General features: G+C 65.1%; 19 protein-coding genes. 11 read left to right on the top strand and 8 right to left on the bottom strand.

Annotated elements, in window-relative coordinates:
• Positions 1 to 78 precede the first annotated feature (78 nt).
• A complete protein-coding gene (locus tag DFR67_RS20635) occupies positions 79 to 597 on the bottom strand; it encodes a PH domain-containing protein (RefSeq protein WP_110471364.1) in 519 nt (172 codons plus the stop codon).
• Positions 598 to 761: 164 nt separating this feature from the next.
• On the opposite strand from DFR67_RS20635, the gene DFR67_RS20630 reads away from it, so the two are divergent.
• A complete protein-coding gene (locus DFR67_RS20630) occupies positions 762 to 1,343 on the top strand; it encodes a hypothetical protein (protein WP_110471363.1) in 582 nt (193 codons plus the stop codon).
• 30 nt (positions 1,344 to 1,373) lie between these two features.
• On the opposite strand, the gene DFR67_RS20625 is transcribed toward DFR67_RS20630, so the two are convergent.
• Positions 1,374 to 2,186 (bottom strand): biotin--[acetyl-CoA-carboxylase] ligase, encoded by an 813-nt coding sequence (locus DFR67_RS20625; protein WP_245938060.1) that lies wholly within the window; start codon positions 2,184 to 2,186, stop codon positions 1,374 to 1,376.
• Between the two features lie 126 nt (positions 2,187 to 2,312).
• Here DFR67_RS20625 and DFR67_RS20620 point away from each other — a divergent pair, with 126 nt between their 5' ends.
• From DFR67_RS20620 to DFR67_RS20610, 3 genes are read left to right on the top strand one after another with little or no spacing between them, the layout of a single operon-like run.
• Positions 2,313 to 3,941: an acyl-CoA carboxylase subunit beta gene (locus DFR67_RS20620; protein WP_110471401.1), complete on the top strand. Its 1,629-nt coding sequence runs from the start codon at positions 2,313 to 2,315 to the stop codon at positions 3,939 to 3,941.
• Positions 3,938 to 4,171, top strand: a complete 234-nt coding sequence (locus DFR67_RS20615; protein WP_110471362.1) for an acyl-CoA carboxylase subunit epsilon — start codon at positions 3,938 to 3,940, stop codon at positions 4,169 to 4,171. The genes DFR67_RS20620 and DFR67_RS20615 overlap by 4 nt, the downstream gene beginning before the upstream one ends.
• A gap of 27 nt (positions 4,172 to 4,198) precedes the next feature.
• The gene (locus DFR67_RS20610) at positions 4,199 to 4,825 is read left to right on the top strand and encodes a Maf family protein (protein WP_110471361.1); all 627 of its coding nucleotides are present in this window, start codon (positions 4,199 to 4,201) and stop codon (positions 4,823 to 4,825) included.
• Positions 4,826 to 4,837: 12 nt separating this feature from the next.
• On the opposite strand, the gene DFR67_RS20605 is transcribed toward DFR67_RS20610, so the two are convergent.
• From DFR67_RS20605 to DFR67_RS20595, 3 genes are read right to left on the bottom strand one after another with little or no spacing between them, the layout of a single operon-like run.
• Positions 4,838 to 6,184 carry a hypothetical protein gene (locus DFR67_RS20605; RefSeq protein ID WP_110471360.1) on the bottom strand — a complete coding sequence of 449 codons (1,347 nt, stop codon included), beginning with the start codon at positions 6,182 to 6,184 and terminating at the stop codon, positions 4,838 to 4,840.
• A 25-nt stretch (positions 6,185 to 6,209) separates the two neighbouring features.
• Positions 6,210 to 7,532 (bottom strand): hypothetical protein, encoded by a 1,323-nt coding sequence (locus DFR67_RS20600; protein ID WP_110471359.1) that lies wholly within the window; start codon positions 7,530 to 7,532, stop codon positions 6,210 to 6,212.
• Positions 7,533 to 7,534: 2 nt separating this feature from the next.
• Positions 7,535 to 8,824 carry a glycosyltransferase gene (locus DFR67_RS20595; RefSeq protein WP_110471358.1) on the bottom strand — a complete coding sequence of 430 codons (1,290 nt, stop codon included), beginning with the start codon at positions 8,822 to 8,824 and terminating at the stop codon, positions 7,535 to 7,537.
• A 131-nt stretch (positions 8,825 to 8,955) separates the two neighbouring features.
• On the opposite strand from DFR67_RS20595, the gene DFR67_RS20590 reads away from it, so the two are divergent.
• Positions 8,956 to 10,227 carry a glycosyltransferase gene (locus DFR67_RS20590; protein WP_110471357.1) on the top strand — a complete coding sequence of 424 codons (1,272 nt, stop codon included), beginning with the start codon at positions 8,956 to 8,958 and terminating at the stop codon, positions 10,225 to 10,227.
• 45 nt (positions 10,228 to 10,272) lie between these two features.
• On the opposite strand, the gene DFR67_RS20585 is transcribed toward DFR67_RS20590, so the two are convergent.
• The 3 genes from DFR67_RS20585 to DFR67_RS20575 are packed head-to-tail and all read right to left on the bottom strand — an operon-like array spanning position 10,273 to position 13,016.
• Entirely contained in the window at positions 10,273 to 11,172 is a 900-nt protein-coding gene (locus DFR67_RS20585) for a glycosyltransferase family 2 protein (protein WP_110471356.1), read from the bottom strand.
• A 36-nt stretch (positions 11,173 to 11,208) separates the two neighbouring features.
• Positions 11,209 to 12,045 carry an ABC transporter permease gene (locus tag DFR67_RS20580; protein WP_170135251.1) on the bottom strand — a complete coding sequence of 279 codons (837 nt, stop codon included), beginning with the start codon at positions 12,043 to 12,045 and terminating at the stop codon, positions 11,209 to 11,211.
• Positions 12,042 to 13,016: an ATP-binding cassette domain-containing protein gene (locus DFR67_RS20575; RefSeq protein WP_110471355.1), complete on the bottom strand. Its 975-nt coding sequence runs from the start codon at positions 13,014 to 13,016 to the stop codon at positions 12,042 to 12,044. Before DFR67_RS20575 ends, DFR67_RS20580 begins: the two co-directional genes overlap by 4 nt.
• Positions 13,017 to 13,568: 552 nt before the next feature.
• On the opposite strand from DFR67_RS20575, the gene DFR67_RS20570 reads away from it, so the two are divergent.
• The 6 genes from DFR67_RS20570 to DFR67_RS20545 all read left to right on the top strand — a co-directional run bounded on the left by DFR67_RS20570 (position 13,569) and on the right by DFR67_RS20545 (position 20,805).
• Positions 13,569 to 15,047, top strand: coding sequence for a condensation domain-containing protein (locus DFR67_RS20570; RefSeq protein ID WP_158540003.1), 1,479 nt, complete (start codon positions 13,569 to 13,571; stop codon positions 15,045 to 15,047).
• A gap of 85 nt (positions 15,048 to 15,132) precedes the next feature.
• A complete protein-coding gene (locus tag DFR67_RS20565) occupies positions 15,133 to 16,596 on the top strand; it encodes a condensation domain-containing protein (RefSeq protein WP_110471399.1) in 1,464 nt (487 codons plus the stop codon).
• Positions 16,597 to 16,619: 23 nt separating this feature from the next.
• Complete coding sequence (locus DFR67_RS20560; protein ID WP_110471353.1) at positions 16,620 to 17,963, top strand: condensation domain-containing protein; 1,344 nt, start codon at positions 16,620 to 16,622, stop codon at positions 17,961 to 17,963.
• 75 nt (positions 17,964 to 18,038) lie between these two features.
• Positions 18,039 to 18,935, top strand: coding sequence for a sulfurtransferase (locus DFR67_RS20555; RefSeq protein WP_110471352.1), 897 nt, complete (start codon positions 18,039 to 18,041; stop codon positions 18,933 to 18,935).
• Complete coding sequence (locus DFR67_RS20550; RefSeq protein WP_245938059.1) at positions 18,932 to 19,348, top strand: SufE family protein; 417 nt, start codon at positions 18,932 to 18,934, stop codon at positions 19,346 to 19,348. Before DFR67_RS20555 ends, DFR67_RS20550 begins: the two co-directional genes overlap by 4 nt.
• Complete coding sequence (locus DFR67_RS20545) at positions 19,345 to 20,805, top strand: condensation domain-containing protein (protein WP_110471350.1); 1,461 nt, start codon at positions 19,345 to 19,347, stop codon at positions 20,803 to 20,805. The genes DFR67_RS20550 and DFR67_RS20545 overlap by 4 nt, the downstream gene beginning before the upstream one ends.
• The last annotated feature ends 152 nt before the right edge of the window (positions 20,806 to 20,957 follow it).

The raw sequence follows: 20,957 nt of genomic DNA, 5'->3' as shown, positions 1-20,957 counted from the left end.
CGTCCGGCATCGAAGTCGTGGGCTGAGCTGACCGTACGCCAGCTCAACGGGCGAAAGAGGGAAACGACGACGAAAGGCTCAGCGCCGGAAGTCGTTGCCGTCGCGGGTGTCGAACACCTCGTGATAGAGCAGGGAGTGGACCCGCTCGACGTGGGGTATGTCGTTGAACTCCAAAGGGTCCTCAGACGCCGACTCGATGATCAGGGTCCCGGTCCGCAGTACCCGGTCGACGAGTCCGTGCCGGAACTCCACCGAGTTGATGCGCTGCACCGGGATGTCGATACCCGAGCGCGTGATGATGCCGTTCCGGTATGTCACCCGGCGGTCGGTCAGCACGAAATGGGTTGTACGCCAGCTGATGAGCGGACGAACGAAGAACCAGATGACGATCCCCAGCCAGAGCACTGCGATGACGATCCCCAGGACGAGCTTCGCGGTGGAGTTGATGTCGGAGGTGGACAGGTAACCACCGCCAACCCCGGCGAGCGCCGTACCGACGATGAACACGAAGGTCGGGACCAGCAGACACTTCCAATGTGGGTGGTGGTGCAACACCACCCGCTCGCCCTGGGCCAGGATGCTCTCGGGATACCCCATCGACAAATCCCCTCCAACTCGCGCCGCACGCCTCCCGCGTCCGGCGCGGGCGGTTCCACTGCATCGCAATCAAACCAGATGCAGATATCCCCGGGGGCTTCGGCAAGGATTCGGGCGCCACCGCGCCGCCGGTCAGTAGACTCACCCGAAAAGGGAGGTGCGAGATGTACCCGAACGACCCGAACAAACCACGTACCCAGCGGTACGACAGAGGCTACGACCCCGAACCACAGGCGTACAGCCAGTCGTACCCGCAGCAGCCGCCTGCTGACCAGTACTACGCGGCCACGCCTGCGCAGCCACCACGGCGCCCCCAGTCGAATCGTCCGCAGGTCAATCCGACCATGTTCATCGGAGGCGTCCTGGCCACCGCGATCGTCACGGGTCTCGCGGCCTGGCTGGTCGCCTGGTTGATCAGGCTCGTCATCGAGCGGGTGAACGAGACCGGCAAATTGGGTGTCTGGAATCCGATGGCCAACGACGAGTACTGGTTTGCCGTCGTGGCATTCCTGTGTGCTCTCTTCGCCGGGGCCCTCTGGTACGTCCTGCAGCTGGCGACGCCGTCACCCAATCAGTTCTTCTCGTGGATCGTCGGCTTGCTGATCATTGCCGCCGTGCTGATCCCGTTGCTGCTGTCTCGGGACTGGACCACCGGCATCTCCACCGCGATCATCCACGCGGTGATCGGCCTGCCGATCATGTTCCTGGTCCCCGCGATGGGGACGAAGAGCATGGAACGGCGCTAGCGACGATTCGTGGCCCCGCCCGGGTCGGGATCAGTCCGCCAGCCGTAGGTGGGTGACGTCGCCGGCGGCGACGGCGACGTGCTCACCCCCGGCGACGTCGACCACCACCCGGCCGGTGCTGTCGATCGCGGTGGCCACACCGACGATCTCGTCGCCGATCGGCAGTTGTACCCGGACCCGGTGCCCGAGCGTCGCGGACGCAGCGCGGTAGTCGCCGGCGACGGTTCCGAGATCGGCAGGCCACTGATCGAGCCTGCGCGAGAGTGCGATGAGCAGGGCTGCGGCGAGATCAGCTCTGTCGACCTCCGCGCCTGCCAGGCTCAGTGACGTCGCGGTGGGCACGGGCAGTTCGTCCTGCGACAAGCTGACGTTGATGCCGATCCCGATCACGACGACGGGCCCTGCAGGTCCGTGTGTAAGTTCCGCCAGGATCCCTGCGACCTTGCGGCTGCCGCCGTCACCCGGGAGCAGGACGTCATTGGGCCACTTGAGTTCCGGTGTCAGATCACTCACCGCCTCGATCGCCTCGACGACCGCCAGCCCGGTCAGGAGCGGAAGCCACCCCAGCGCGCTCGGCTGATCCGAGGTGTCGGCCGCGGCGGCCACGGACAGGGCGACCTGCGAGCGGGGCGGGCTCGTCCACGACCTCGAGTGTCTGCCGCGGCCGGCACTCTGGTGTTCGGCGATGAGAACCGAACCCGTGCTGTCACCCGCCCCGGACAGCGCAACGAGGTCGGCGTTGGTCGAACCGGTGTCCTCCACCACGCGGATCGACCGCCATCTGGTGCCCGCCACCCTGGTCATGAGTGCGTCGGAATCCAAAGGTGCGCGCATGTCTGTCATGAGGACACAGCCTAGAGCCGCGGCGGTGAATTTATGTGTGTCGAAGAGTATCGGAACAAACATGAGAGAAACCTCAGGTTAGCCCGGTCGGCACCCCCACCGAGGGCAGTGGATAGCATCAAGGCCATGACGAGTGCCCCCCAGGACGCGGAACCGACGCCGGACATCCACACGACCGCAGGAAAGCTTGCTGACCTGCACAATCGCCTCTCAGAGGCGAAGCACCCGGTCGGTGAGGCAGCGGTCGAGAAGACGCACGAAAAAGGCAAGCTCACCGCGCGCGAGCGAATCACCCACCTCCTCGACGACGGCTCCTTTGTCGAACTCGACGCCCTTGCGCGCCATCGCAGCACCAATTTCGGGCTCGCCGAACGACGGCCGCTCGGAGACGGTGTCGTCACCGGATACGGCACCATCGACGGCCGCGAGGTCTGCGTCTTCAGCCAGGACGTCACCGTCTTCGGTGGCAGCCTCGGTGAGGTCTACGGCGAGAAGATCGTCAAGGTGATGGATCTGGCCATCAAGACCGGCCGACCCCTGGTCGGGATCAACGAGGGTGCAGGCGCCCGCATCCAGGAGGGCGTCGTCTCCCTGGGTCTCTACGGCGAGATCTTCCACCGCAACGTCCGCGCCTCGGGTGTCATCCCGCAGATCTCCCTGATCATGGGCGCCGCGGCCGGCGGACACGTCTACTCCCCCGCACTCACCGACTTCGTCGTCATGGTCGACAAGACCAGCCAGATGTTCGTCACCGGCCCCGATGTGATCAAGACGGTCACCGGCGAAGACGTCACGATGGAAGACCTCGGCGGGGCGCAGACACACATGGCCAAATCCGGTGTGGCGCACTACGTCGCGAGCGACGAGGAAGACGCCCTCGACTACGTCAAGGAACTGCTGGGCTACCTGCCGAGCAACAACCGGGCCGATCCGCCGCGACTGCCCGTCGCCGAACCGGCAGCAGGGTCCATCGAGGACACCCTCACGGATGAGGATCTCGAACTCGACACCCTGATCCCGGACTCGCCCAACCAGCCGTACGACATGCATGAGGTCATTCGCCGCATCCTCGACGACGACGAGTTCCTCGAGGTCCAGGCCGGGCGCGCGACGAACATCATCATCGGTTTCGGTCGCGTCGACGGTCGCAGCGTCGGACTGGTGGCCAACCAACCCACGCAGTTCGCCGGCTGCCTCGACATCAACGCCTCGGAAAAGGCCGCGCGATTCGTCCGTACCTGCGACGCGTTCAACATCCCGATCATCACCCTCGTCGACGTGCCCGGCTTCCTGCCCGGTACCGACCAGGAGTTCAACGGCATCATCCGCCGCGGAGCGAAACTGCTCTACGCGTACGGCGAGGCAACGGTCGGCAAGATCACCGTCATCACCCGCAAGGCGTACGGCGGCGCGTATGACGTGATGGGGTCCAAGCACATGGGCGCCGACGTCAACCTGGCCTGGCCGACCGCGCAGATCGCGGTCATGGGCGCCTCGGGTGCCGTCGGATTCGTCTACCGCGGCAAGCTCAAGGACGCGGCGGCGAATGGTGAAGACGTGGACGCCCTGCGTCTGCAGCTGCAGCAGGAGTACGAGGACACCCTCGTCAACCCCTACGTTGCCGCCGAGCGCGGATATGTCGACGCGGTCATCCCGCCGTCGCACACCCGCGGTCAGATCGCCACCGCCCTCAAGTTGCTCGAGCGCAAGCTCGTCAACATGCCGCCGAAGAAGCACGGGAACATCCCCCTATGACAGAACAAGCAGAGGCCATGGAAGCGGCGAAGCCATTCCTCACGGTCGTGAAGGGCAACCCGTCCGATGCCGAGATCGCGGCGCTGGTCGGCGTTTTCGCTTCGGCCGGCGGTTCGGATGCACCGGCTGACACCGGACCACGCAACCTGTGGGGTACCCCGTCTGATCGGCTGCGGGCAGCGACCGGCCTGGGCCCGAGCGTATTCCCGAACCTCGCATTCGGTTACTGACACTCATGGACGCGCGGTGAGGTCTCGATGACCCGTTTCATACTGGCATCGGCCTCACCGGCGCGGCTGCGGATCTTGCAGGCAGCCGGACTCGACCCCGCAGTTCACGTTTCCGACGTGGATGAGGATGCCCTCATCGCCGAGATCGGCTCGCACGCAACACCTGCGGAGATCGTTGTTGCTCTCGCCCAGGCGAAGGCCGAGAGCGTGGTGGCCGGGCTCGATCAAGGGCTGCGCGACGACACAGTGCTCGTCGGTTGCGATTCGATGCTGCACCACGCAGGTGCACTCACGGGCAAACCACACACCCCTGCAGCCGCCCGAGCCCAGTGGCACGCGATGCGCGGCACGGAGGCCGAGCTGCTCACAGGCCATTGCCTGATGCGGCTCAAGGCGGGCCATGTGGTCGCCAGCGAGAGCCGAACCGTCACCACCACCATCCGTTTCAGTACCCCGACGGACTCGCAGATCGACGCTTACGTTGCCACCGGCGAACCGCTGGCCGTGGCCGGGGCGTTCACGCTCGACGGCCTCGGAGGCTGGTTCGTCGATGGGATCGACGGCGACCCGTCGTCGGTCATCGGGATCAGCCTCCCGCTCGTGCGAAGCCTGCTCGACGACGTCGGAGTCAGCATCACCGACCTCTGGAAGTGAATCTGTTGTGCCTCACCACACCCGGTGATCGAGGCCCCAAGCAGTCAACTCCTCCCCGATCTGTTTGCGCAGCAGATCGGCGTCTCCGAAGTGGTCCGGGTGTATTCCGAAGAACGTGATGGTCATCTTGTCGCCGTACTCCACAGCCCATGCGGCCACCGCAGGTCCCAGTATTCGTCTGTGCTCGGCCGGGCGGCCCTGCATGATCGCCCTGATCCCGAAGGACGTCGCGGTCTCACCTCCGAGTTCGAGGGCAGACCGTGGCACCACCCCGAGATTCGACACCGTCGTGTCAGGCCCCGGTATCGACTGCATCATCTTCCCGATCAGCTTCTTCGGCAGCAACCGGACAACCGGTTGCAGATTGTCCGCCACCGCTGCGGACCCGCTGTCCGCGTAGTCGATGAAAGCTTGCTTGCTCAGCGTCCTGATCTCGCCGAGCCCGCGCTCGGGCGTGATGTCCCCGGGCACCCGGATCCACACCCCACCTGAGGCATTCGCGCGTTCGTCTCCTTCGCCTCTCCTGCTGACCGCGATGCACAGCCGCATCGCCGCTGCTGGGACCGGGTATCCCGAGCGTTGCACCAGACCACCGAGAAGCGCGGTGAACAAGCTGTTCGAGGTGCCGCCGTGCTCAGCAGCGCGGACGCGCCACTGCTCTCTGTCCACGTCTGCGGTGGCGAGGACGGTGTCGGGTCCTGGGCGCTCGACCACGTGCGATGCCTTCGAGACGGACTGCTTCGAGGCGCCGCCACCGCGTTGACGCACGAAGGCTGCGACAAGTTTTGCAACGGAGGTGGTCGCGGCGACGGCCTGCCCCACTGCATCGACGAGATCGCTGCGCACTCCCGGCCAACCGGATGCCTGTTGCTCGGTGGGCAAGGTGTTCGTCGATGTCCCGGCATGGGCGGCAGCAAGGGCCGCATAGATTCCCTGGCCGTCCGAGATCATATGTGACACAAGCAAAGAGAGCGCATATCCGCCGGACGTGGTCGGTGCTCCGTCGAGTTTCCAGCCGTGGCCGTCGACAGGCCGCAACGCCGATCGGCGAACGCACCCGTCCATCCATGCCCCGACATCGTCGTCGGCGATCGGGGACGACGCGAGGACGAGATCCGGCACCACACCGGCTCGGACCCACCGATCGCGGGCGAACGGCACCCGAGTGCGGTGCACCCGACGGTTCAGCGACCCAGACGCCAGCTGATCGCGCAGTCTGGTCAGCGCCGCCGCCCCGGGGTCGCTGTCGAACACCCACAGGAACTGGATGGGTGCGCCGAGACCGAAGAGATCCTCTGCCAGTAGATAGGACTCGTCGGCGCCGGTGACCCGGTCGTCGTGTGTGCTTGCCTCAGACATGGTGATACTTCCTCCCTCTCCGCGATCACCAGATGCGATGGGTGAGTCCCCACGCGTCGAGTTCTGCTGTCAGCAAACGGCGGAGCGCGGCCCTGTCGGGGAATCGCGTCTCGTCAAAGGCCGCGACCGAGAACGTGAGTTGTTCGCCGACCTCCAGGAGCCACGACTGCACGCCCTCACCGAATCGGTACGGGAGCGCCGGATCCACTCCCTGCGCGATCCCGCGAAACGCGACCCCGGATGCGGACACCCCGCCGAGCTCGGTCAGCTCGACGGCGAACCCACCCAGATTGGACGCAACAGCGTCCGGCATTCCGCTGCCGGAGCTGACCGCCTTCACGATGAGCGAGGTCGGCAACAGCCACATCAGCGGCAACAGATGGATCATCGCCGGCCGTCGGCCTTCCGCCAGTGCGGTGAACGCAGCCTTGCACTGCCGCCTGATCGGGCCGAGGTCCCCGCCGGCCGGCGGCTCGTCCGTCAAGAACACCGATACGCCCGCGGTGGCGTTCCCACCCTCGTCGCCTGCTGTCCTGTTACTGACGGGTATGCCCACCTTGATGGGCTGACCAGAGGGTGCATAGCCGCTCGTTCGCAACAACCCGGAGATCACCGCGACGAACAGACTGTTCGCCGTCCCGCCGTGCTCGTCGGCGACCTTGCGCCAGTCGTCGCCGCTCACACTGACTATCGCCCATGGCCCGTCGGCGGCAGGCGATCTGACATCCATCGGCGGACGGTTCGGGCGGACGGGCGGCGATGACCCCTCGTCGCGGCCGATCGTGGCAACCATTGCGCGCACGACCCCGGTTGCGGCAGCAGCAATTTGACGGACCGAATCGCCCACGTCGGCGACCGCTGCGTGGCCTGCGGCGCGGACATCGGGCCCCAGGGCATCCGCACCCCCGCCGGCGAGCGCGGCCACGGCAGCGCCCACAGTCGCCTTACCGTCTGCGACGAGGTGAAGTGCGGTCAGCGACAACACGAATCCGCCATCGGTGGTCGCTGTCCCCCGCAGCCGCCATTGCGGGCCGCGCTCGGGATGCAATGGTGTCGACTTCATCTCGGCGGCGGCCCAGCTCTCGAGCTCATCGTGGGCAATGGAACGGACGTCCAGCACCAGCTCGGGTTCGACCGCAGAGTGCACCCAGCGTGGTCGGGCGAAAGGCACTCTCGACGCGATCACCCGCCGGTTCAGGGGACCGGCCGCCAGACGCGCGTTGACGGCTGTCAGCGCATCACGGGAGGGCGGACGATCGAACGTCCACAAGACCTGCAACACCACCGACCACCCGAACGCGCGATGCAGGAACCAATAGGTGAAATCTTCCGGTGCCAACCTCGTCATGATCAGGCCGACAACCGCATCGTGCGCCCCTGGCGGGCCGAGTTCTCGATCAGGTCCACCGCGTCGGCGGTGGCCTCCTCAGCGGAGCGCAGGCGCGACGCCACTTCCGCCGCGCGCTCGGTATATTTCGCGCGCAGAATCACCTCGAGATTCTCCTCCAGGACCTCGACGTCCACCATTGTGAGCGGTGTCGAGACGCCTACGCCCAACCGCTCCAGTTGCAGACCCCAGAAAGGCTGGTCCGAACCCAGCCAGCACACGAGCGCCGGCTTACCCGCCCTGACAGCCGCGGACGTGGTACCCGCGCCGCCGTGATGGACCACCGCCCGGCACCGCGCGAACACCTGATCGTGGTCGACCGTCGCGACCACTCGTATGCGATCGGTCGAGATCTCTTCGAAATCGCTCCATCCGGCGCAGACCAGCGCCCGCTGCCCCAGCTTTCGACAAGCCTCCTCGATCGCGGTCAGCAGCGAATGCGCATCGGGGACGGGCATACTGCCGAAACCAAAATATATCGGAGGGTCGCCACTGTCGATCCACAAGTCGGTATCGGCGTCCAGAGCGTCGCTGCCGATGCGGCGCCGTAGACCTTGCGGAAGATCGATGAAACCGACGAGCGGTCGACGCTCACCCCACACTCGAGCGAGGTCGGGACAGAAGACGGGATCGTACAACTGGAGTTCTATTGCTCCGTATCGCTGCATCCGCGCCGGCAGGGCCTGCTTCACCGTCCCCAGACCCAATCGCTGTCGCAGCCGGTTCTCTCGCCCCCTGGTCAGCATCCAGAACGCTGCCGTTACGGCAGTCCAGCTGACTGCGTTGACACGAGCCGGAAGCGTCAGGGGTGCTCCGGGGAACGGCGAGAAGTAGGGATTCTCCGTCACCGGCGCGTGATGGAGGACGAAGAACGGCACGTCGCCTCGCTCCGCGAATGCGAAAGCAATTTGCGCCGTGGTGAATCCGGTGACTATCGCGTCTGCATCCTCGACGAGCTCGAACATCTCGTCGACCATCTGGTTCCACCCGTGATCGCGGATCTCGGCGAGCGCGCGGACCCGCGTGATCGGGCCACCGGTACGGACTCCGTGGCGGATCACGTCCGAATTGATGTGTGCCCTGGTGTCGTAGCCGAACGGGCGGGCATCGAGCCCGGCTCCGGCGGCGAACCCGACCAGATTGGGCGGCGCACCGAAGACAACGTCGTGCCCTCGCCGCAGTAGCTCCGTACCGAGCACAACCGCGGGCTGGATATCACCACGCGTTCCGTTGAACACGAGGACAAAACGCATGGTCGCCTCCCCGCGATGTCGTGGCCGGAGCCGCCGTCGTTCACACCATCGTAGGTGAGACGTTAGGGTCGTGCAGGGTCAGCGAATCAGCGGGGCGCGATCGATCCCTCCATCGGCCGAATCGAGGAACGATGAAATTTGTGTTGGCATTCAACGGAAGTCGCGGTGATGTGCAGCCAGCAATCGCGCTGGGCTGCGAATTGGCAGGTCGCGGGCACGATATCGTTCTCGCCGTCCCACCGAACCTCACCGAATTCGCCGCCGCGGCCGGTCTGCGAGTGCACGGATATGGGCTCGACACCGGCGAATTGCTCCGTTCCGAAGTCGTCTCGCGGGATCTCAGATCCGCCAATCCGGTCACGAGATTACATGCCGTGTCGGAGATCACGCTCCGCGGCGGCAGAACCATGCAGCAGGATCTGCTCGACCTCACCACCGACGCGGACGCCATCATCGGAGGCAGTGCAGGTCAAGAGCGCGCGTTCAATGTCGCGCTGGTGCGGGGCATCCCGTACATTCCCGTCCACCTGTGTCCCATCCGCCGCAACGGCGAGGTGTCCTTGCTCACCCAGTTCGGCATCGACCGCCCGCGGGCCCTCGCGCGGATCAGCTGGACGATACTCGAACAAATCCTATGGCGCGCAACCCGGTCGGCCGAGAAGACACTCGCAGCCGAGGTGGGGCTCACCGCAGTCGACGCCCCTGTGGCCACCCGTATAGGCAGGCAAGGAGTACCGGAGATCCAAGCCTATGACGCCGCATTGTTCCCCGGACTGGCGGTCGAATGGGGAAAGCGCAGACCCCTGGTGGGGTTCTTCGACCTCGCGCCACAGACGCGAGAGTTGATGGCCGACGGGCACTCCGAAGATCGGTTGATGGATTGGCTCGATGCCGGACCACCGCCCCTCTACGTCGGATTCGGCAGTATGACCGTGGCCGATCCCGATGGCTTGGTACGGGCTATCGCTTCTGCCACCGAGGTTTTGGGGCTACGGGTTCTCCTTGCCACTGGCTGGGGCGGGCTCACATACGACGGGCCCGACGACAGGGTGCTAGCGGTTCCCACGGTCGACCACCACGCCGTCCTGCCTCGGTGCGTCGGGGCGGTCCATCACGGCGGCGCAGGTTCCACCGCCGCGTCACTGCGTGCGGGACTGCCAACACTGATCTACTGGCTGGGAGCCGATCAACCCATGTGGGGCAGGCAGATCCGTCGCCGCGGCGCCGGGCTGGGTTTTCCGCTCGCCGGGATCGATGCACGTGGATTCGGCAGTGCTCTCGAGACGCTGCTGACCCCCGATCACACCCGCAGAGCACAAGCCCTGTCCGAGCAGTTGGTCACAGCTTCCGCTGCGGTCACCGCAGCAGCAACACTCGTCGAGCATGCCGTGCGGCCGCGATGACCCCGCACCCCGAGCGCGCCTGTCCCCGCGCAGCGGCCCAGGATCTCACGGCATGATCCGATCGTGTGTCGGTCGCAATACGTTCTTGACGGCGAACTCCCCGGTCTCCTTGTCATAGGCCCGGATCACCATCAAACGCGCTGCATGGAGTGCGGTGACCGTCGGCAAGTACACCACAGATGCCAGCAATGCCCATCCGAAGCGTCTGTGTAGCAACAATGTTCGCGGAAGGCAGGCCATGTAGGACACGAATCCGGCCATGCTGGTTTCCATGCGCCGCGGCGAGACACCTACGGTGATGGCCGGCAGAAATGCGTTGCGACCACCCGATTCCTGCACACAGAGCCCGGTGTCGACGTCCTCGAACAGATCGCGCCGAAGGCTGACGCGCTCGCGGATCTGCAGCCACGTCTCGCGGCGCAGCACCATGTTGGAGCCGTACAGCACCGGGACATCTTTGGCCTCGATGGGATCGCCTTTGTCACTACGTGCCGCTGACGCCCGTCGTGCGCGCTGTGGACTCAACCGCTCTTTCAGATCGCTCAGGGCCGTGCCATAGGGCAGGCCATACGCCTCCCCCCGTCCGCACAGGGCCGCCCATCGGTGATCGGTATCGCTTTGTAAGAACTCGACGATGGTTGCGGCCCAGTGCGAGGGAACACGTGTGTCGGAATCGATTCTCGCGATCGCTGGGCCGGTGCTGGCATCGAGGCCGGCATTACGTGCGAAGACCAAGCCCTGGCGGGTCTCGGAGATCATCCTGATCTCGGGATACCGCTCGGCGAACGTGGCCACTATGTCTGCCGTCTTGTCTGTCGAGTTGTTGTCGACCACCACGATCTCCAGGATGTGATCGAGTTGTCGGCTCAGACGTTCCAGACATTCGCCGATCACCTCCTCTTCGTTGAACGTGGGGACGACCACCGACAAACACTTCGAATCCATCAATTCCTCCGATCACCGGACCCGCTACATTTCTGATCAGGTCTTGCGCATGTAGACCCGCAGGGTCAGTGGCGCGAAGACGGCGAGTACGACCAGCGCCCCGATCAGTGACCAGGCGATCTGTGGCCCGAAATGTCCATCGACGGCCAGTTCCCTCACCGCCGAGACGAGATGCGAGACGGGATTGACCGACGCGAAAGACTGCATCCAGTCGGGCAGTGTCGTGACGGGCACCAACGCGTTGGACACAAAAGTCAGTGGCATCAGGATCAGCATCGAGACGCCCTGCACAGTCGAGGCCTTGTTCATCAGGACCCCCATCAGCGCAAAGATCCAACTCAGCGAGAACGCGACGACGATGACCAGCAGGCAGCCCGCGAACAGCCCGGCGATGCTTCCGGGCCGGTACCCCATCGCCAACCCGACGGCCACGGTCACCCCGGACGCCACCACGTACCGGACCACGTCTGCCAGCAAAGAACCGGCCAATGGTGATATCCGAGCGATGGGCAGGGACTTGAAACGATCGAAGACGCCCTTGTCGAGATCCTCCCGCAGTTGGACACCGGTGGTGACCGACGCCGCGACCGCGACCTGAACCAGTACACCAGGGATGAGCAGCGGGAGATAGGCATTTACGTTCCCGGCGATGGCGCCGCCGAAGATGCTCGAGAACAGCACCGTGAACACGATCGGCAGGATGACCACATCGAACAACTGTTGCGGATTGTGTTTGATCTTCAGCAGCCCGCGCTCGGCCATCGTCAGCGCCTGCGACACCGATCGGCCCATCGACACGTGACTCGGGATCTGCCGATCGGCGAGCAGTGCGGAGATCTCCGAACCGAAAGGCGCACCGGTACCGGCAGTCATGCCGCGTCCTTTTCAATCGCAGATACTTCGGCGGGTTGTCCGGTGATGGCGAAGAAGACCTCGTCGAGGCTCGGCTTCTGCACCGTGATCTCACGCAGCTCGATGCCGGCCGCCCGCAACGCGAACAACAGTTCCGGCATGAAGGACAAATCGTCCAGCGGCGCGGCGATCCCCCCGTTGCCGGATACGGTGACCTCCGTGCGAGTGAAGCCGGCGACAATGCCCGCGGCCTTCCCAGCGGCCGTCGGATCACTCAAGGCCACCATCAGGGTCGAGACGCCGACGGCTGCCTTCAGATCGTCTGCGGTCCCGTCCGCGACGAGTCGGCCGTTGTCGATCACCGCGATGCGATCGGCGAGCTGGTCGGCTTCTTCGAGGTACTGCGTGGTCAGCAGAACAGTGGAACCTGCTGCGACCAAGCGTCTTATCGTGCTCCACATCTGCGCGCGCGTTCGCGGATCGAGGCCCGTGGTCGGTTCGTCGAGGAACAACAATGGAGGCCGCGAGATCAGGCTGGCGGCGAGATCGAGTCGTCGACGCATGCCGCCGGAGAAATGCTTCAAAGACCTGCCGGCCGCGGTCTCGAGGCCGAACTCCTCGAGCAGATCGGCTGCTCTGATTTTGGCTCTGGCCCGCGAGAGACCGAGGAGCTTGCCGAAGATCATCAAATTCTCAGCTGCTGTCAGATCCTCGTCCACGGATGCGTACTGGCCCGTCACCCCGATCAGCGAACGAACGGCTGTGGCATCGCGGACCACGTCGTAGCCGAACACTGTGGCATGTCCGGCATCGGGTCGGAGCAGCGTTGCGAGCATGCGCACCGTGGTGGTCTTGCCGGCCCCGTTGGGTCCGAGTACGGCGTAAACGATCCCCGCAGGCACTGCGAGATCGATACCGTCGACCGCGCAGAAACTGCCGTAGTTCTTCCTCAGCCCGGTCGCCTCTATTGCCAGTCGTGATTGGTTGCCCATCGGTGTTTTCTCCTCCTATCTGAGAACAATTCCGGTCGCCGTGGTCGGTCGCTTTTGAGCGTGGCCACGGCGCCAACAGATAACGCAGAAGAAATGTCGAACAACGCATGTTTTTCACCAGGCGTTCAAACCCCCACCACTGAAGGCTAGTCCCTGCCGCCGAAATCCCGCAAGAGCGCACAAACTGCGAAACCCGCTGGCGGACTTTCGAAAAACACTATAAGCCAACTTATTTCACATCGTTGTCACACGACCGACACCAACGCGCAAAATGTACTCGGGCAGGAGGTACCGCCACCGGCCCACCCCACGTCCAGTGAGGCACGAACTGCCTGCCCAGCGATTGTTTCGAGGGCTTTCTCAGCACCGTCGTCCACATTCGGAAGAATGTGTTGCCGGACCGTTTGCAACGCTAAACGTGATGAACAACACTTAATTCTCGCGGCGAAATCACGAGCACCGGGTCATACGATTGGGGTGCGCAGTCAGCACCTCTGGCGACGAACAGCGATCGACAATCACACGTCACCACCCGAAACCGGATGCGGGGCCATGGAATTCACTGAACTTGCAGATTATCCACTGCCGTCGGGCAGCCTCACCGAGTGGATACCCACCATCGGCGACGACGCCGCGTGCTGGTCCGTGGATGCCCGCCCTCTCACCTATGATCACGAAGACCACTACAGGCGGGGCATGTCCGGCAAGCCTGCTAGAGGCCAATCACCCTGGCTTGGAGCGGCTTTCGAAGTCCATCTACCCTTCGACGCCGACGCCGTCCGGCGAACCCTGCGGGCCTGGATGTTGCGGCACGAAACCTTTCGAACCACCGTGACCAGAAGTGTTGACTCCCAGAGCAACAACAGCCTCATCCGACTGACCAGTTCCGGTGAGTCGCTCGACATGTTGCCCACCACGGTCGGGCGTCTCAGCGGCGGAACTCGCGTCCGTGCGCATCTGATCGAACTGTTCGACAACCGGATCTCGCCGCTGGCGTGGCCGCACTGCCTCGTCGCGACAGTGTCGGGCGCCGAGGCCCAGATCGCCGGTGACGGCTTCCTGGTCGTCTTCGGAGCCGACCATTCGGTGATGGATGCGTACTCGATGCTGCTGGCGATCAGCGAGATCCAACGGTTGTACGCACGCGAGCTCCGCGGGGTCGATCCGGTTCTGCCCGAGATCGGCAGTCATGTCGACTTCAGTGCGCATGACCGCGTCGTCGGCGGCGAGCTCACGACCGAGCATCAGGCAGTCGAGAAGTGGCAGCGATTCCTCGATGCCGGTAACGGCCAGTTCCCCCGTTTCGGTCTACCGGTCAGGCCCGACGGCATCAACCCACATGCCGGTCATCAGCAGAACGGGATGTCCACGTGGCTGCTGTCCACCGAGCAGGTCGGGCAGGTCAACGCCCACTGCCGCGAACTCGGACATACCGTGCAATCAGCCGTTCTCGCTGCCCTCGCGCTCGCCCAACACGCTCTCGTCGGCGACACCACGCTGCGATTCGTGATGCCCGTACACACCCGACACGAGTCCCAATACGTCGAATCGATCGGGTGGTATGTCGGCATCATCCCGGTCGAGGTTGACATCTCGCGCGCCGCCACCTTCGGCGACTGCCTGAACGCAGGCGCCGAGGCGGTGTCCGCCACCAAGGGCATCGCCCGCTATCCCTACCCCCGCATTGCGCAGTTGCTCGGTGAGCAGGCGGCCCCGCAGTTCGTCGTGTCGTACCTCGACGTGAGATTCGTACCCGGCGCGGCGGATTGGGAGCGGTGGCGCGGTCGCACCCTGCGTAGCGGCACGTTCTCGGACGACGAGGTGTATCTGTGGATCGCCAGAACCCCGGTCGGTATGACGGTGTCGGCCCGCTTCCCCGGAACCGAGGTCGCCGAAGCCGGAGTGCGACGGTTTGTCGAAGCCCTCGGCGCACTACTGCTCGGATTCGCACACCTCGGTGACCATCGGACCGCCGGGCAGGCTCTCACCTCCCTCACCATCGGCTACTCCGAAGACAAGTTCCCGGCCTGAACACCGTTCAGGGCACAAGAGGCAGTCCAGGAACGCAACCAGGCCCGTGGGCCAACTACTCGTCGGCACAAGAAAGGCGCTCAACGTGATCATCACCGCAATGGACTGGTGGACCCCGGACGGTGGCACCCTGCTCGAGTGGCACCCGACCGCGCACGCGCGCCGGCACGCCGCGGCGGCCCCTGACGACGCGGGCCCACTGTCGTTCCTGCAGGAAAACCACATCCGGGCGTGTCACGCCGCCCGGCAGAGCGGGGTCGACCACACGGCCTATCTGGGATCGGGCACCGACGTCGACGGTGATCTCGATTCGGATGCCCTGACCCGGGCCCTGCGTACCTTCGTACTGCGTCATGAGGGACTGCGCACCTGGTTCGACACCGATGGTGTCGAGGTCACCCGTCATCTACTCGACTGGGAGGCTGTCGATTTCGAGGTCACAGTGGCCGGACAGTTCACCGAGTCCGGACAGTTCCGCGAATACCTCCACGGTCGCTTCGAGCGCGAGGCGGTCGCCACGAGCTGGCCGGGGTTCGCCTTCGGAGCCATCAGTCGGCCCGGCGGCTTCACCCTGTACTACGGATGCGACCACGCGCTGAGCGACGGGGCGTCGCAGGCGCTGGCGCTCGCGGAGATCGCAGAGTTGTACGACAGCGAGATCACCGGGAACGCACCGGCCGACTTCGCGAGCGCACCGACCGGCAGTTTCCTCGAGTACGCCCGGCTCGAGAATCACCTTGCCGCGAGTTGCGACCCCGGCTCGCCTGCCGTCGTCGAGTGGCTGGACATCTTCGAATCTCACGGCGGTGCAATGCCGGGATTCCCCCTCGACATGGGTCTGGAGCCCGGTGAGACGGCGCCGGTTCGTCCCATCGAACTCGATCTGCTCGACGCCGGCGGTATCGCCCGCTTCGATCGCGTCTGCAGGGACGCCGGCGGCACGTTCCTGTCGGGGATCTACGCCGCGGTCGCGATCACCGAGTACGAATTGGCCGACAGAACCGACTACTTCGGTATCTCGGTACTCGCGACGCGGCTGCTCGCCGACTTCGGGATGGCGCAGGGCTGGTTCTGCAACTTCGCCCCGGTCGCGTTTCCTGTCGCGGGCGCAGGCGCTTTCACTGATCTGATACCCGCAGCGCTGGCCGGTTACACCCGGGCCAAACGTCTCGCCGCGGTGCCCGCGCAGAGCGTGATCGCCGCGCTGCTGGGCTCGGGAGCCGACCCGGCCGATGTGACTGCGAGCCCCAATCTTCTCTCGTACATCGATTTTCGTCGATTTCCCGGACACGGCGGCCAGGCGTACGACCGCGGTGTGCTGTTCACCGGGGAGGGCCGGACCGCCAACGCCTCGATGTGGTTCAACCGTGACGACGACCGCCTCTACCTCGGCAGCCAGACCCCGGACACCACCCTGGCGCAGCTTCAGATCAAGCGATATCACGAACATCTGTGGTCGGTCTTCGACAGAGTTGTGGTCGACGGCGACTATCCTGTACCGGGTCCACAACCTACGGGTGTGCAGGGCGAACAGATGCGTCTGCCGTGAACATCGGATCGAGGTAACCGCGCTTGCATGTCACCACCATCGACCGCTATCTACCCGACGCCGGCGGACTGCTGCAGTGGACGGTCGACTCCACCGCTGCCGCGCCGGTCGCCTCGACGGTACCGCCCTCGTTCAACCAGGGCTTCCATCTCCGTGGAGCCGAAGATGGAAGTACCTGGCTGGCAGCAGCTTTCGACATCGACGGCCCGATCGACGTCAAGGCCCTCGAGCGCGCCTACCGGCTGCTGATCACGCGGCACGGCACATTGCACAGCGCCTTCGTACGACGTGACGGCGAGATCGAACGCGAACTCTATGATCCGGCCGACCTCGTCCTGAACCAGGAACCTGTTGTCCCGGCCGACTCTCCCGAGCACCTGCGCGACCTGCTGTGGACCACACTGAACACCGCGTGTCACCCGTTCGGTTTTCCGGCCTATCTCCTCGCGGCCATCGATCGGACCGAGCGTTCGACCGTCTTCTGCGGGTTCGACCACGCCCACGTGGACGCGTACTCGATGTCGATCATCATCGACGACCTCCATCAGCTCTATCGCGGCTGCCTCGACGAGCCCGGCGGCTTCGTTGCCGATGCGATGCCGATGACCGGCAGCTTCGTCGACTACTGCGCCGTCGAAGCGGAGGCCGCGATCATCGGTCCGAGAGACCCTCGCATGCGTGCGTGGCTCGCCTTCTTCGACGAGCACGACAACACGCCCCCGGGTTTTCCTCTCGACCTCGGACTCGCGCCCGGCGAGTCCGCGCCTGCAACCGTGGACCTGCGCGAACTGCTCGACACCGAGACCGCGGCCGCGTTCGAGGTGTTCTGCCGAGCCAACGGCGCGACGGTGTTCGCGGGCGTGCTCGCCGCGATGGCACGGTGCATCCGGGTCCTGGGCGGCGGACCACAGTTGTCCTTGCTGTTCCCTCTGCACACCCGCCGATCCGAACAGTGGCGCGGAGCCGTCGGATGGTTCACGACCAACGCGCCTATCAAGGTCGCCGCGACCGAGGACTTCACCGAATCGGTGCAGCGTGCCGGGCCTGCACTACGCACGGCGGTGGCCCTGGGAGAGGTACCCGTGCCGCACGTGCTCGCCGCGATGGGTGGGCTCAACCACCAGCGCAGCGACATCTTCATGGTCTCGTTCGTCGACTACCGAAGGCTGCCCGGCGCGGCCGCGCACGAGAACATCGGGGCGCACCACGTGTCCAACGTGACCACCGCCGACGACGCGCAGTTCTGGATATCTCGGACCGAGCGCGGACTCGCCCTGCGCAGCCGGTATCCGGGTACCGAGGCGGCCGAACGGGTCATCGCGTCCTTCCTCGACGAACTGTCCCGATTCCTGCGGCAACCCTGGTAACTCCACACACACCTGCTGCGCATTACGCTCGTGAGGTATTCGCCCTGCACCGCCCAGCCGATTTGGAGCAAACCCGTGACCGTGGAGATCGACAACAACCCCGGCTTTGCCGAGTACGTTCACCCAGAGCGCCTGGTCAGTACCGAGTGGCTCAGCGCCCACCTCGGCACCGACGGTCTCAAGATCGTCGAATCCGACGAAGACGTGCTCCTGTTCGACATCGGGCACATCCCGACCGCTCAGAAGGTCGACTGGCACCTACATCTCAACGACCCGGTCACCCGTGACTACATCTCGGGCGAGCAGTTCGCAGAGCTGATGCGCAGCAAAGGGATTCGCCGCGACGACACCGTGGTGATCTACGGCGACAAGAGCAACTGGTGGGCTGCCTACGCCCTTTGGGTGTTCACGCTGTTCGGCCACGAAGACGTCCGCCTGCTCGACGGTGGCCGTGACGCCTGGTTCTCCGAGGACCGCGACATCACCTTCGATGTGCCGGACTACCCCGAATCCGACTACCCGGTGGTGCAGCGCGACGACTCGCAGATCAGAGCTTTCGCCGACGAGGTGAAAGAGCTCATCGGTAGCGAGCCCCTCATCGACGTCCGGTCTCCGCAGGAATACACCGGTGAGCGCACCCACATGCCCGAGTATCCGCAGGAAGGCGCGCTACGCGGCGGCCACATCCCGACTGCGGTGTCGATCCCGTGGGCCAAGGCCGCGGCCCCGGACGGGCGTTTCAAACCGGCTGCGGAGCTGCGCGAGCTGTATTCCGACTTCGCCCCCGGCCAGCCGACGATCGTCTATTGCCGCATCGGCGAGCGGTCATCGCACACCTGGTTCGTGCTCACCCATCTGCTCGGTTTCGACAAGGTCCGCAACTACGACGGCTCCTGGACCGAATGGGGCAATGCGGTGCGGGCGCCGATCGTCACCGGCCAGGAACCAGGCACCGCGAGTGGCACGCGGTGACCGCGGCGCTCGACGAGATCATCGAGGACTTCGCCGCCCTCACTGATTCCGAGAAGATCCAACTGCTGCTCGAGTTCTCCGACGAGCTCCCCGAATTGCCGGACGACCTCGCAGAGGCGGCGATGGAGCCTGTCCCCGAGTGCCAGTCGCCGTTGTTCCTCTCGGTGGACGACTCCGATCCCGACTCGATCCAGCTCTACTTCAGCGCTCCACCGCAGGCGCCGACCACCCGTGGTTTCGCGTCCATCCTCCATCAGGGCCTCAACGGCGCCAGTGCGGCCGAGATCCTGGCCGTGCCCGGAGACTTCTACACCAGTCTCGGTCTCGACTCCGCGATCAGTCCACTGCGGCTTCGCGGGATGGCAGCCATGCTGGCTCGCATCAAGGCGCACCTGGGCCCGACGGGTCGATGAAGTTCATACAGATGATGGACCAGCCCGTCGAACCGGGCGGGCTGGTCGAGTGGTCGCCGTACACCGATGGCGGATTGGCCCACTGGAAGGCCGATTCCCGGCCTACGTCCCACAATCACGAGCAGCACCTGCGTTCGGCGTTCGAATACCGGCTCCGCCACCGCCGTGAGGGCGGGCGCGAATCCTGGCTCGGACTGGCCATCGATTTCGACGAGCCGCTGTCCATCCCTGCGATCCGCTCCACTTTCTCGATGTGGATCGACCGGCACGAGGTGTTGCGCAGCCATGTTGTCATCTGGGCCGATCGGCTGGCCCGGATGACGACGCCGCCCGGCTCGGTGAAACTGAAGATGGGGAAGGTCGGCTGGTACGGCGAACCGGGTCCTCTACTCGACCAGCTCAGCGGCACCTTTGACCGCGCGACGGCGCCTCTGCAGTGGCCTGCATACATTTTCGCCACGGTCGCGCGGGAACGCTCGTTCACGCTGTTGTTCGCGGCAGACCACTCCCTGGTCGACGGTTACTCGCTGATCATGGCCCAGCACGAGTTGGTGTCGTTGTACGGCGCGAGCCGCCGCAAGGTCCCGCCCGAGCTGCCCGCGGTCGGATCCTATGTCGATTTCAGTGCGTACCAGCGCCGGGAGGCCGATGCTGCAGGCAGCGATCATGAGGCGATCGCCGTGTGGTCGGACTTTCTTCGCGACACCGGCGGCACACTACCGGGCTTCGAACTCGGCGATGACGCCGAAGCCGAGCCGGACGGTGAGCAACTCGGCCAGGCGTCCGACGCCGGAGAGCATGCCGAACTCACCCCGCAGGGGTCGATCACCGCGGAGCTGCTCGACGACGACCAGACCAACAGGTTCACCGCTGTGTGCTCGGCTGCAGGCGGATCTCTGTTCGCCGGCGTCATGGCGGCGCTGGGTGCGGTGTACGCAGACCTCGGTGGTGGTCCGGTCCTGCGTTGCGTCATTCCCCGGCACACCCGTGGGGATCAGCAATGGTTCGGGGCGCTGGGCTGGTTCGTGGCGACCGTCCCGTTCCGGCTCGACAGCTCCCAGGCCGCCGACTTCGGCCAGGCAATCGGGCGTGCCACCGACGAGCTACGGCGGGTCCGCAAAGCCGCAAATCTGCCGTTCCTGCGCGTCGGCGAGATCCTGGGCCAGGATTTCGACTTCCCGGAGCCGAAGTTCGTGGTCTCGTTCATCGATCTACGTTTCGCCCCCGGTAACGCCGAGGCGGATGCCGGCCGGGCACGGGTTCTTCGCAGTCACATTTATTCGGCGGACGAGGTGTACATCTGGGTCAACCGCACTGCGTCGGGGTTACGCATCTCGGCGCGCTTCCCGTCCCACGGACGAACCCACAATCAGGTCGCCCGTTTCCTCGGCGCATTCGGGGATTTCGTCACCGCGATCGGCGACCAGAGCACCTACGGAAAAGTTACCCGCGAGTAGGAAATCCGCACCGAACGAGCGATCTGTGGGTTGGGGTCGAGCCCGGAGAACGAGGTGCTTAGACTCCATTGAGTGCTGCCGCCCACGACCCGTGGCCGCGGCGGCCCACGTACCGAGACATCGATACCCGAGACAATGTCGCCGACGCTCAT

The sequence above is a fragment of the Williamsia limnetica genome, from assembly GCF_003217475.1.
Classification (GTDB): domain Bacteria; phylum Actinomycetota; class Actinomycetes; order Mycobacteriales; family Mycobacteriaceae; genus Williamsia; species Williamsia limnetica.
This window is presented reverse-complemented; position numbering and strand designations above follow the sequence as displayed.